The sequence below is a fragment of the Segatella copri genome, assembly GCF_026015465.1.
GTDB classification, from domain to species: Bacteria; Bacteroidota; Bacteroidia; order Bacteroidales; family Bacteroidaceae; genus Prevotella; species Prevotella copri_E.
In genome coordinates this window covers 1,176,704-1,188,858 of the sequence record NZ_JAPDUQ010000001.1, presented here as the reverse complement: position 1 = coordinate 1,188,858, position 12,155 = coordinate 1,176,704, and the positions used below count along the sequence as shown (strand labels likewise).

The following is a 12,155-nucleotide window of genomic DNA, read 5'->3' as shown; positions in this document are numbered from 1 at the left end:
TAAACTTCCTTGTTTGCGAAAAAAGTAGTAATTTTGCACCCAATAACCATATTAAAGTTCAAGTCATAATGGATTTACTGAAAGAAAGAATTATGCAGGAGGGCAGATGCTTTCCTGGTGGAATCTTAAAAGTAGACAGCTTTGTAAACCATCAGATGGACCCTATTCTGATGATGGACTTAGCTAAGGAATTCGTGCGCCTTTTCAAGGACATCAAGTACAACAAGATTATTACTATCGAGGCTTCGGGCATCGCGCCTGCCATCATGGTAGGTTATCTGACCAATCTTCCTGTTGTATTTGTGAAGAAAAAGCAGCCTAAGACTATGGAGGGTATGATTACCTCTGTGGTTCACTCTTTTACAAAGGACCGCGATTATACGGTTTGTGTGAGCAACAGTTATCTTACTCCTGAGGACCATGTTATCTTTATCGATGACTTCCTTGCCAATGGTAATGCGTCTAAGGGCGTGATGGACCTTTGCGAGAAGGTTGGTGCCAAGATTGAGGCGATGGGTTTCATCATCGAGAAGGCTTTCCAGCATGGTGGTGACTTCCTGCGCAAGGAGGGAATCCGTTATGAGGCGCTCGCTACCGTAGAGAGCCTGGATGATTGCAAGATTGTCTTGAAGTAAAACATCTTATTATATATAGTAAAAGCCGCCTGTAATAGGGCGGCTTTTTTCTTACTTGACGATATCAGCGGCATAGGTTCCCATCGCCTTGTAGCCTGCAGGGTTCGGATGGAGCCAGTCGCCGCTGGCATATTCCCGCTTCATCCTTCTGTCATCATTCGGATCTTGAAGCAGCTTGGCGAAGTCTAGAATGCCATCTGCTTTCTTTGCCTGACTTCGAATCCAATCGTTTACATAGAGTCGGGCTGCTTCGTGGAAGTGGCTGTAGTAGCCGGCACCCTTGAAAGGCGTGATGGTGCCCAGATAAACTTTCATCTTCCGTGCCTTCGCCTTCCTCATCATTCCCTGTATGCTCTCTATAATCTGGCGGGCTACCGTCTCGCTGTTTCCGCTCTTGGCAGCACCTATGTCGTTGATGCCTTCAAAGATAATTACCTTCTTTACGCCGCTCTGCATCAGAATGTCTCGGTCGAAGCGTTCCTTGGCGAGTGCCCCGAAACCGCCCGGCACGGTTACGCGGTTGTTGCCGATGCCTAGGTTCAGTACACCCTGGTTGGTTATCTTATGCTTCAGCTGCAGCATCTCTGACATCACGTCGGGCCACCGGTTCTGGGCATTATCCGTGGAGCATTTCCCATCGGTGATGGAGTTTCCCATGATGGCGATGGCACTCATGTTGGTGCTCATCGTATACACATCGATGCCGCTGATGTTGTACCAGTGGTTCTCGCGGAAAGCCTTTTCGAAGTTGGAGTGGGCATTGGTTACTCCCTTCATGATATAAGAGGTGGTACGTGAGCCCATGTGAACGGTAGGCACATCGGGAGCCGAGGTGTAGTTGATGGTGATGGCTACGCGCTCCAGGTTCTTGAGATTGAACTTCAGCGCATCGCTCACTATCTGTCTGCCGGCAGGGATAGTAGCCTTGTAGCTGTTGCCGAACTTGAAGTATTGGGCCGATTTGGCATCAATCTTGAAGGAGTCTTTGGCGTGGGCGATATAGATGGAGCGTATCACTACGGGTTGCATCGAGTAGATATTGCTCAGTTTCAGTCTTATCACGTCGCCTCCCACGCTTACCTTTACTATCTGGCGAACCGAACGGTTTGTCATGTTGTTATTATAGGGCATAAACGCTTTCACCACAGTCTGCGGTGCCGTAGCCCAAGTTCCAATCCATGTTTGTGCCGCCATCTGTAGTGTGTATGTGCAGATGAAGCATAGTATCATTATAAATCTTTTCACCTTGTTGTATTTTTTAATTATAATCCTTGCGCCCGATGAGCCGTCTCGTTATGCATTATCTCATAAAAAGGGTCGATGCCATTGGAGGCACCGACCAATTCTGTTTATAATGATTTGATATTTTCTTCCGATAGCCCTGTGAATTGCATGATTTGCTCTATAGGCAGACCAGCTTGACGCATTTTTAGGGCGATGGCATTTTTTTCTTCAGTTTTACCTTCTGCTCTACCTTCTGCTCTACCTTCCGCATGCCCTTCTAATCTAGCGTTTCCAAGAACGTCATTTTGAATCATGATGGCATTGACATGTTCATCGTAGGCGTGTCGTTCGGCATTCGACATAGAGTAGTATTTCAGCTTCTCGCGAGCTTCTTGCAATCCTGGTGCTTTTGTGTCAGGATTGATGACTCCGTTTTTGAGGTAATCAACCCATTCCTCCAATGGAGACTTGGCAACCTTGTTGAATTCATTGACGCGCACTAGCATATAGGTTGGGAATATTTCGGCAGGCGACTTTCTCACGATTGTATCTTTCTCCTTGGTACTGATGATGAGTTGGTCTTGCGTATGCAGGCCGATAAAATTGTTTTGTCCTACATAGATATAGTCCGACCCTTTGCCAAGGTCAAAATAAAGTATACTAATGGAATATACCTTTTTTACTTCTTTGTAGGTGTTGCCGAGATTGATATGCTCGGTAATAGCCTTTGCCACCCCATAGAGCACGCGCTCCAGATAATACAGCTCACTTGTGTTCTGTATCTCCACGATGATGATGTCCCCTTTGCTATTTTTCGCCTTGATGTCAACTCTGTTAAACTTGTCGTCGGCTTCCTGTTGATTACCCTCGCTTTCCAATATGTCGATAATCTTGATAGGCTCACCGATAAACACTGTAAGGAATCCCTCAAGTACTCCAAAGTTAGCCTTCTGACGAAGCAATCGTTTGATTGCCCAATCGAATCGAATGTATTTATCTTTTAGCTCTTCCATATAGATTTCCTCCTAAAATTAATATTCGGTTGCAAAGTTACGCTTTTCTTTTGAAAGAAGCAAGGATTTTTGGGAAAATGTTTGAGTTGTAAACTACTATTGTACTGTCAATGAGTTTATACTTGTACAACAGTAGGTTTATGGTTGTACAACTAAAGGGTATACAGTCGTACGACTAAAGAGTGTGTAGTTGTACGATAATGGGGTGTTGTCACTAGGCTCGGCAGACCTGCTGACTAGGCTCAGCAGAGCTGTCGAGCCTAGTGGAAATCATCAAGAAGCAGTCTGCTTGAACCTCAGATACAGTCTCTCTGAACCTCAGATACCGACTGCTTGAACCTCCTAATCTATATCTTTGACCCAGCGCAGTCGTATCCTTGCGCCAGATGAGCCGTCTCGTTACGCTTATTCAGCCGCATTGTTATGCTTGATAATAAATAGTATCTTCTGCATTTGACGGTTTGTATATGCCAGCATCTGCGAATAGTCCTTCAAAGCATAAATCTTCGTCTAATTCAGGCCAATGGATACCATATCTGCTCAATACGAAAGCCTTACGCTGGGCAGGTGTGGCGTTAGCAAGACGGCTCCAACGACTGAAAGGATAGTTAGCCTTCCAGCCATTTTGGGTTTCTGCCCAAATATGGGCATCGTCAACCCAAACGCGATTTACTCTATATTGCTCCATAATATCTTATTTTTGATTAAAATACTCTTTCCATCTATCTATAATGACCGCCTCATTCTCAGAAATAATAGATTCTATCAAGGCAATATCATGCTTTTTGAATCCATGATTATAAATCTGGGTTAGAGGAGATACATTGTATTTTGCTTCATTTCCATCCTTGATGACATGGACATGAATTGGTTCATGATCATTAGAATAAAACATGAATCTGAATCCGAAAAATATGAATATTGTTGGCATCGTTTCTTTTTTCTGCAAAGATACGCTTTTCTTCTGAAAGAAGCAAAGAATTATTGAAAAATGTTTGAGGATGAGGGAAATAAAAAGAAAAAGGTGTATCTCCGCTTGCCCGATGTATGGGGCAAGAAGGATACACCTTTTTATATTATAGTTCTTTTATTTCCTTTTCAGTCAAACCGGTGATAAAAGCAATTTGCTCTATGCTCAACCCATTCTTCTAATGGTGATTTAGCCACCTTGTTGAATTCGCGCAGCTAGTGCGCACACCTTTTTAGTATAATAAATCTAAAAATTTTTGGTTAGAACTCTACTTTCGCATATCTTTGCACTTAAAAAAAGTGGCACATGTGCCATAAATTTTAAGTAGAGGCATCTGTTCGAGCAGTCCTTAGGAAGCAAGTAAGCACAGGGAGGGCAGGTTTGTTACCTGCCCAATAGCATCCCCCGCCCTAATTAAAAAGGCGAGTGCCGCTTTACTGATTTGTCGCAGCCATGAAATCCTATTACTAGGTTGGAGCGCCTTGAATATAAAGACTTATCCATAATTATCTCAAATGTGGTGCAACTTCTCCATTAGGTAAAAGAATTCCTGCCCTAATTAAAAAGGCACGTGCTGCTTCTTTACTGGCAGTAGAAGCCTTTCTTGCAGCCTCTAATCTTTCTTGTCTTTTGCTATCAAATAAATCCATATTCTACCTCCTTGTTTTAAAAGTTGAACATTTCTTTTGCAAAGATTATGCAAACGAGCGAAATGTAAGCTTGCTTACAGATTGTCGAGCGCCGCTAATCTTCTGCAAAGATTATGCCAGCGAGTGCAATGAAAGTTTACTTTCATATTGCCGAGCGCCACTAATCTTCTGCAAAGATACGCTTTTCTTCTGAAAGATGCAAGGAATTATTGAAAAATGTTTGAGGATGAGGGAAATAAACAGAAGAATTAAACCCCCGGGGTCATCACCAGCATCGAATAATCTGGGAGAGGGTCTTACCGGGACTGCGCTGCAAAGATAATAATTAAAATGGAATATACCAAAGATCTTTTCGAAAAATTACGTCGGGACGTATCTGTTGCTACGTCGGGACGCGTCTGTTGCTACATCGGGACGTAGGAAATGCTACGTCGTGACGTAATTTTTGCTGCATAGTGGGAGGTTTTTCGATAAAAAGCATAGAAAAATACTAAAAAATGAATAGAAAATAAGCGTTTTTGCTCAATGTTTTCAACCTTTTAGCTCCCAAAACGCCTCTAGAACGCCCGAAAAACGCTGCTTTTTGCAAAACGTGGCAATAGGTGGCAATAAGGTGATAATAAAAAAGCCCCTTATTGCCACCCGTTATTCTCTTAGTATCAGCTACTTATAATAAGCGTGGCAAATGTGGCAATAAATTGAGAAAACATGTTCCTATGCGTAAAGGATCTTTGTTTCTCAAATATTCCATCAAAATCCGATTGGTATAAATACTATTGCCATCGTTTCTTCTTGGGAAAATGTTCTAGCTGTATGGTAGAAGTTTTTCGGGAAAAGTTTTGGAGATTAGGAGATAAAGTATTATCTTTGCCATCAGATTCAAAAACGAATAATCAAACAGAGTTATGATAGTAAGACCAAAGCGCATTTATCGCAAGCGCATACCATACGGCATGCAGAATTTTGAGGATGTCATAAAAGAGGATTGTTACTATGTGGACAAGACTCCTTTCATAGAGCAAATAGAAGAATCCAACAAGTATTTCTTCTTCATTCGCCCTCGCCGTTTCGGCAAGACACTTACCCTCTCCATGCTTGAGAATTACTATGACATCAACAAGAAAGACAAGTTTGATGAAATCTTTGGCAAGCTATACATCGGGCAGAATCCTACACCAGAGCATAATACATATCTCATCATCCACCTCAATTTTGCCGAGGTGGCAGCAGGATTGGATGATTATAAGGATGGACTGGACAACCATTGTAGCCTTGTGTTCAATTTCTTTTGTGACATCTATGCACATATTCTTCCTGCTGATACCAAGGAAGGAATGGAAAAGTTAACAGATGCAGTGTCTCAACTGAGATTTCTTTGCCAGAAATGCCAGGAGGTAGGAAAGAAGATTTATCTCTTCATCGATGAGTACGACAACTTCACCAACATGATTCTCGCCCATGAGGAGCATCTTGTGGGGTATCGCAACCAGACCCACGGAGAGGGATACTTGCGCCAGTTCTTCAACACCATCAAGGGTACGGCTGGCAATAGCCTGGGCAGAGTGTTCGTCACGGGAGTAACCCCTGTGACCATGGATAACCTGACCAGCGGATTCAACATCGGAACCAACTACTCGCTCTCATCTGACTTCAATGAGATGACGGGATTTACCGAGGAAGAAGTGAGAAAGATGCTGGATTATTACGGCAGCGTTCTGCCGTTTAATCATACCACCGATGAGCTGATCAAGGTGATGAAGCCTTGGTACGACAACTATTGCTTCGCCGAGGAGAGATATGGTGAGACCACGATGTACAACTCGATGATGGTGCTCTACTTCGTAGATAACTATATTGATTACGAATACCAAATCACTAAGAAGATGGTGGAGACCAACATCCGTATCGACTATGACAAGTTGCGGATGCTCATCCGCCACGACAAGGAGTTCGCCCACGATGCCAGCATCATCCAGCAGTTGGTGACCCAGGGATTCGTGATAGGCACGCTTAACGAGAACTTCCCTGCCGAGCGAATCAACGACCCAGACAACTTCCTCAGCCTGCTGTTCTATTTCGGCATGGTGACGATAGACGGAACTTATGATGGTGAGACCAAGTTCATCATCCCGAATGAGGTGGTGCGAGACCAGATGTACACCTACCTGCTCGACACCTACAAGGAGAACGACTTGGTATATGATAGATATAGCAAGGGTAAACTGGAGAGCAAACTGGCATACGATGGACAATTCAAGCCATACTTTGAGTATATCGCCGACTGCCTGAAGAAGTACTCCTCCCAGCGAGACAAGCAGAAGGGAGAGGCTTTCGTGCATGGCTTCACCTTGGCTATGACAAGCCAGAACAAGTTCTATCGCCCTATCTCTGAGCTGGACAATGACGGCGGCTATGCCGACATCTTCCTCTCTCCGCTCTGTGACATCTACAAGGATATGGTAGATTCATATATCATCGAGTTGAAATATAGCAAGAGCCAAACCACAGATGAGCAAGTGAAAAAGCTCTTCGAGGAGGCTTCAGCTCAAATTTCTCGCTATGCGGACAGTGATATGGTCAGAGAAGCAGTAAAGACTACAAAGCTCCACAAGCTGGTGGTTATCTACCGCGGAGCGGAAATGGTGGCTTGCGAGGAGATATAAAACTATTTCAACCATACTGGTCGAAAATGTTTGAGAGAGATAAAAAGAAAAAGGTGTATCCTCGCTTGCCCGATGTATGGGGCAAGAAGGATATACCTTATTACATTATAGTTTTCCCTTTCCCAGATCAAAGTACAGAATGCTGATGGAATATATTATATACCAAAGCTTTTGCCCTTATAGGGTGTAGTTTGCATGGCGATATTTCACCTAGTGCGGTGTCCTGAGCTATGTGGCTCATTGCTCATTCAGCCCGCCTTGGCTGTTACTATCTGTAACTGTTCGTGTAGTTTTTTACAAACGAGTAATAGTTATGGATTAGGATAATCTGGATTAATACCTCTAGGCAGGAAATATCCCTTGATGCAGTTTGGATTGCAGACACATATCTGAATATGGTTCTTTTCTCTAAATCCCGCATTAGGATAAAGTTCTTGCCCCTCCCAAAATACACCCTTCACGGAATCGTAAGGATGCTGGTTGGCTTTTGCATTAATTCTTCTGGCTGTTTGAACAACAGCACAATCTAATTTTCTAATCAACAAATCTGTTGATTTGCCAATTGTTTCATTTCTAGGTAATGGCATGTTAGCATCAGCATAAAGTTCTTTGAGTACAGAATAAGAAGTTTTTAATTCTTGCAAATAAAAACTATCTGTTAAATCCAGACAATAGCCAAGGTCTATAATTGCACCTATTACGGCTGGTTCTTTTACACTGGAGCTTTTTCTTGTTGACAATTGTTTAGCCCATTGCCAGGCCCTATCTTCATTATTTTCCCAAAAATATATACCATTGCCTAGCCAGTCATAGTCATTGGCGCTAGCAAGAAGTTCTGTTTTGCCAGCAATCACTGCATCCACTACAGATTTGTCACAGCCATGAAACCCAACAACAAGGTTGGATCTTCTTGAATATAGAGACTCTTTCATCGTAGGTGTGGTGCTAATTGCCCATCAGGGAGCAGGATGCCTGCTTCCTTAAGAAACTTTATCGCATTTTCTTTGCTAGCAGTAATCTCTTTGATTACAGCTTGCATCCTTTCTTGTCTTTTGCTATCAAATAATTCCATATTTACCTCCTATTTTAAAGGATTAATACTATTCGACTGCAAAGATACGCTTTTCTTCTGAAAGATGCAAGGAATTATTGGAAAATATTTGAGACTGAGGGAGATAAAAAGAAAAAGGTGTATCCCGCTTGCCCGACATGTTGGGCAAGAAGGATACACCTTATTGATATTTAAATCTTGTTCGGATTTTTATTTGTATGCATCAGTACAACTTGGATTGTTGTAGTCTCTAACTGCTGCATTGTTGTTTACTTCGTTGATAGAGATTGGCCAGTTCATCCAAGCAGGACGATTTGGTATATGATAGATATAGCAAGGGTAAACTGGAGAGCAAACTGGCTTATCATGGAGAATACAAGCCATACTTTGAGTATATAGCCGACTGCCTGAAGAAGTACTCCTCCCAGCGAGACAAGCAGAAGGGAGAGGCTTTCGTGCATGGCTTCACCTTGGCGATGACAAGCCAGAACAAGTTCTATCGCCCTATCTCTGAGCTGGACAATGACGGCGGCTATGCCGACATCTTCCTCTCTCCGCTCTGTGACATCTACAAGGACATGGTAGATTCATATATCATCGAGTTGAAATATTGCAAGAGCCAGACCACAGATGAGCAAGTAAAAAAGCTCTTCGAGGAGGCTTCAGCTCAAATCTCCCGCTATGCGGACAGTGATATGGTCAGAGAGGCAGTAAAGACTACAAAGCTCCACAAGCTGGTGGTTATCTACCGCGGAGCGGAAATGGTGGCTTGCGAGGAGATATAAAACAATTTCAACCATACAGGTCGAAAATATTTGAGAGAGATAAAAAGAAAATTTTCGACGACATCTATTGTTTGGCCTTTCGATCTACATGCAGTGATTACAAAGTCACAATTCATTTGTTGTATTTCGGTTCAGGGGAGATTGTCCGTGTATAGACAATCTCTCCTGAGCCCATTTATGTCATTTTTTGGGAACGAGAAAATGGGAAAGTGACGAAAAGTGGTAAAACTACCACTCTTTGCTTGTAAATCACCCTCGCTAATCTTATGCAAAGAGACGTTTTTCTTCTGAAAGATGCAAGGAAATGAGAAGAAAAGTTTTAGCAAGGGATAACTGGGAGGTCAGGTTTGTTACCTGCCCAATAGCAAGAATGCCCTATAATTCTTCTGAAAGATGCAAGGATTTTTTGGGAAAATGTTTGAGAGAGAGGGAGATAAATAAAAAAAGGTGTATCCCTTTGCCCATTGTATTGAGCAATAAGGATACACCTTAATTATATTTCAGAATTACACCTTATTAATTTTCAGGTGTGAACTCATCATAGCCATAACCTAAGTTACCTGCACTTACAAAATATTGAACCCATAATGCAGCATTATGATCTTCGTAAATTTTGCAGTCGAGCAAACTTTCATCGTTCTGCCATTCTGCTACATCGCGTACACTGATTTCTCCATGACTGGCGAAGGTAAGACCGGTTGCCTGTGAAGGAACCTTAACCATAATGTAGTTACCATTCTCATCTGTACCTTTGCCAACAGCTGTAAGTAATAAGTGCTTGCCTGCGCCAAACAGGTTTTTGAAACGATAGGTATTAGGATCTGAATCGCAAACCTGTAAAGTTGTCTCAGTATTAGCTGCATAAGCTTGTTGAATGTTTGCTACGCTAAATGTATAAGTTCCCTTTATTACATCAGACCATGTTATACTGTTAAAAATAACAGAGCTTGCAAACTTTCCTCCCTTACCAACTGCAACTACTGTAACAGCGTTTTCTCCAGCAGGAAGTTTTTGGAAAACCACTTCTTGAACGGATGCCCCTTTAATATTCTCAAGTTTCTTTCCGTTGTTTATAACGTAGTCGGCATATCCTGATTCACCCATCTTAGCAATGTTAGCTTCCTTTTCAGAAACTTTTTCTGCTAAAGCATAAGCTTCTGTAGTAGCACTATTTGCTACTACACGAATATAAGCATCACAATCTGCATCGTATGGTTGCTCTGCTGTATAATTATATAAAGTTACACGAGCACTGCCATCATTTCCTTCATCTGTTCCCTCATCTGCAGAACATGCTGTAAACATTGCTACTGAGATAAGAGCAAAGAACAAACCATAAATATATTTTTTCATATTCTTCTTTCTTTATTTAATTATACAATGTTTACCAAACATACTCTTCTGAGTTTTCTGTAGGAGCAACTGGTGTAGGGTTGTTAACCAAAGCATGGTTTACATCAGCTTCAGAACCAACGATACAGAGTGTCATCCAATCAGGAACCTTAGTTGTGTTCCATTTATCACCATCGAAATGGTTAGAGTTAGCATAGCTGCGGATGATACCCTTGTTAAGACGCTTGATGTCGAATGTTGCAAATCCCTCACCCCAGAGTTCAACACGACGCTGCCACCATACTTCGTTCTGGAATTTAGATGTTGAAGTATTACCATATGCTTCATTGTGCTTACCATACTCATATTGTGGGTCACGCTTCTTTGCAAATTCTGTAAGCATCTCAATACCTTTGCTTTCATTCTGCATACCAGCTGCTTCGATTTCGATGAGCTTCATTTCCTCAACGCGCATCAATGGTACGTCTACTGCACCAGCAGTTGCTAATGGCTGATCGCATGCACCATTTACTGGACGGAACTTCACAGAAAGACCGCCTACATTGCCACCATATGTAGCAGCAGCGGCACCAGCTTTTAAGATATAGCTTGGTTCATTGCTATATTTTGCCAAAGCTTCGAGTTTTTCTGCGTTTGTTGTTAAATTGTCGATATTGAAGTCAACAAAGCAGTTCTTGCGGAAGTCAGTTGCTGGAATTGTCTCATAAAGATGACGATCCACAACAAGAGGATAACCATAGTTTGCGGCATAACCACAATCTCCCTTACTACCACCGATTTCGATAATCATCTGTGAAGCCCAAGATGTATCACCATCATTGTCACGCAAGTTTGGATCATCAGACTTGAAGTGAGTAGCAAACATCCATGAGCTGTTGGCTGTATTGAAACCTGTGGTCTTGCTTGTATATTCTTCACCTGTCATCTCGGTATAGCCTTGCTGAGCCAATTTGGCATATTTCTCAGCGTTAGCCCAATCTTCCATTGTGAGATATGCACGAGCCTTCAAACCATATACAACAGAGAGATCAGGAGTATATTTGTTCTCACGCTTATAACCTGCAAGGTATTCTTCAGCCTTATTCAAGTCAGAAAGAATAAACTCAAACATCTTCTCATTGGTCAGACGAGGGTTGTTATACATGTCTTCAGTACCCTTTTCTGTTATCAATGGAACAGTTAGTGCTTCTTTATTCTTGCCATAAGTTTCAGGTGCATACATACGAGCCAAGTCCATGTAGAACATAGCACGCATTGCATATGCGATACCTTCACCGGCCTTAAATTTCTCATCAGGGTTTTCACCACCAAGTGAAAGAACAGTATTACAGTTCTTAATCCAACCATAGTAATATGTCCATGGCAACTGGCATACCGCATAGCGTGGTCCTAAACCGACACCACATGCATACCAACTCTGGTACCAGCTACCATCATTTGCCAAGGCAATATCCTGTCCCATGACATCACGCTGCAAGAAGAATGATGTGTAACCAAAATCCCATGGGGACATGTCGCTGCCACTATAAGTAAATTGACCACTCAAAGAAGAGGTGATGTTATTGACAAAGTTATCGAAAGCTCCTGGAGCTTGTGCTGCTTGGTCTGTTGTGACATAGTTGCCATAACCTTCTGGCTCATATTCTTCTATACAGCCAGTAAGAGAAGAAAGTGTAAATGTGGCAATAGCCAAAGAAACTATATATTTTTTCATATTGAAGTTCTTTTTATTATTAAATAACAACTTAGAATGTTACTTGGATACCTCCAGAGATGTTTCGTGTTGGAGAGTAAACGCTAGTATAACCACT

13 protein-coding genes are annotated in these 12,155 nt (G+C 42.2%); 4 read left to right on the top strand and 9 right to left on the bottom strand.

All coding sequences use genetic code 11. The annotated features are described in order from the left end of the window. Positions 1-68 precede the first annotated feature (68 nt). Positions 69-635: a xanthine phosphoribosyltransferase gene (gene xpt / locus ONT08_RS05025; protein WP_264959380.1), complete on the top strand. Its 567-nt coding sequence runs from the start codon at positions 69-71 to the stop codon at positions 633-635. A gap of 51 nt (positions 636-686) precedes the next feature. On the opposite strand, the gene ONT08_RS05020 is transcribed toward xpt, so the two are convergent. The 5 genes from ONT08_RS05020 to ONT08_RS05000 all read right to left on the bottom strand — a co-directional run bounded on the left by ONT08_RS05020 (position 687) and on the right by ONT08_RS05000 (position 4,492). Beyond that, complete coding sequence (locus tag ONT08_RS05020; RefSeq protein ID WP_118201756.1) at positions 687-1,880, bottom strand: SGNH/GDSL hydrolase family protein; 1,194 nt, start codon at positions 1,878-1,880, stop codon at positions 687-689. A 104-nt stretch (positions 1,881-1,984) separates the two neighbouring features. Then, the gene (locus ONT08_RS05015) at positions 1,985-2,872 is read right to left on the bottom strand and encodes an Rpn family recombination-promoting nuclease/putative transposase (RefSeq protein ID WP_264909460.1); all 888 of its coding nucleotides are present in this window, start codon (positions 2,870-2,872) and stop codon (positions 1,985-1,987) included. A gap of 421 nt (positions 2,873-3,293) precedes the next feature. Then, positions 3,294-3,560 (bottom strand): DUF2442 domain-containing protein, encoded by a 267-nt coding sequence (locus ONT08_RS05010; protein ID WP_006847687.1) that lies wholly within the window; start codon positions 3,558-3,560, stop codon positions 3,294-3,296. Between the two features lie 6 nt (positions 3,561-3,566). Further along, the gene (locus ONT08_RS05005) at positions 3,567-3,767 is read right to left on the bottom strand and encodes a DUF4160 domain-containing protein (RefSeq protein ID WP_287624802.1); all 201 of its coding nucleotides are present in this window, start codon (positions 3,765-3,767) and stop codon (positions 3,567-3,569) included. A gap of 581 nt (positions 3,768-4,348) precedes the next feature. Further along, complete coding sequence (locus ONT08_RS05000) at positions 4,349-4,492, bottom strand: hypothetical protein (RefSeq protein WP_006847677.1); 144 nt, start codon at positions 4,490-4,492, stop codon at positions 4,349-4,351. Positions 4,493-5,397: 905 nt separating this feature from the next. Between ONT08_RS05000 and ONT08_RS04995 the strand changes: the two genes are divergently transcribed. After that, positions 5,398-7,155: an ATP-binding protein gene (locus ONT08_RS04995; RefSeq protein WP_264959379.1), complete on the top strand. Its 1,758-nt coding sequence runs from the start codon at positions 5,398-5,400 to the stop codon at positions 7,153-7,155. Positions 7,156-7,466: 311 nt separating this feature from the next. Here the strand turns inward: ONT08_RS04995 and ONT08_RS04990 are convergent, their stop codons facing one another. Beyond that, positions 7,467-8,087, bottom strand: a complete 621-nt coding sequence (locus tag ONT08_RS04990) for a hypothetical protein (RefSeq protein WP_117588248.1) — start codon at positions 8,085-8,087, stop codon at positions 7,467-7,469. Then, positions 8,084-8,227, bottom strand: a complete 144-nt coding sequence (locus tag ONT08_RS04985) for a hypothetical protein (RefSeq protein WP_153089775.1) — start codon at positions 8,225-8,227, stop codon at positions 8,084-8,086. Before ONT08_RS04985 ends, ONT08_RS04990 begins: the two co-directional genes overlap by 4 nt. Before the next feature lie 266 nt (positions 8,228-8,493). Here ONT08_RS04985 and ONT08_RS04980 point away from each other — a divergent pair, with 266 nt between their 5' ends. Together ONT08_RS04980 and ONT08_RS04975 are read left to right on the top strand one after the other, a co-directional pair. Further along, positions 8,494-8,991, top strand: coding sequence for a PD-(D/E)XK nuclease domain-containing protein (locus tag ONT08_RS04980; RefSeq protein WP_437181625.1), 498 nt, complete (start codon positions 8,494-8,496; stop codon positions 8,989-8,991). A 304-nt stretch (positions 8,992-9,295) separates the two neighbouring features. Beyond that, on the top strand, positions 9,296-9,484 hold the full coding sequence (locus ONT08_RS04975; RefSeq protein ID WP_264959378.1) for a hypothetical protein: 189 nt from the start codon (positions 9,296-9,298) through the stop codon (positions 9,482-9,484). Positions 9,485-9,507: 23 nt separating this feature from the next. Here the strand turns inward: ONT08_RS04975 and ONT08_RS04970 are convergent, their stop codons facing one another. Together ONT08_RS04970 and ONT08_RS04965 are read right to left on the bottom strand one after the other, a co-directional pair. Next, positions 9,508-10,344, bottom strand: coding sequence for a hypothetical protein (locus ONT08_RS04970; RefSeq protein WP_264959377.1), 837 nt, complete (start codon positions 10,342-10,344; stop codon positions 9,508-9,510). A 31-nt stretch (positions 10,345-10,375) separates the two neighbouring features. Continuing rightward, complete coding sequence (locus ONT08_RS04965) at positions 10,376-12,058, bottom strand: RagB/SusD family nutrient uptake outer membrane protein (protein WP_264959376.1); 1,683 nt, start codon at positions 12,056-12,058, stop codon at positions 10,376-10,378. Between the last annotated feature and the right edge of the window lie 97 nt (positions 12,059-12,155).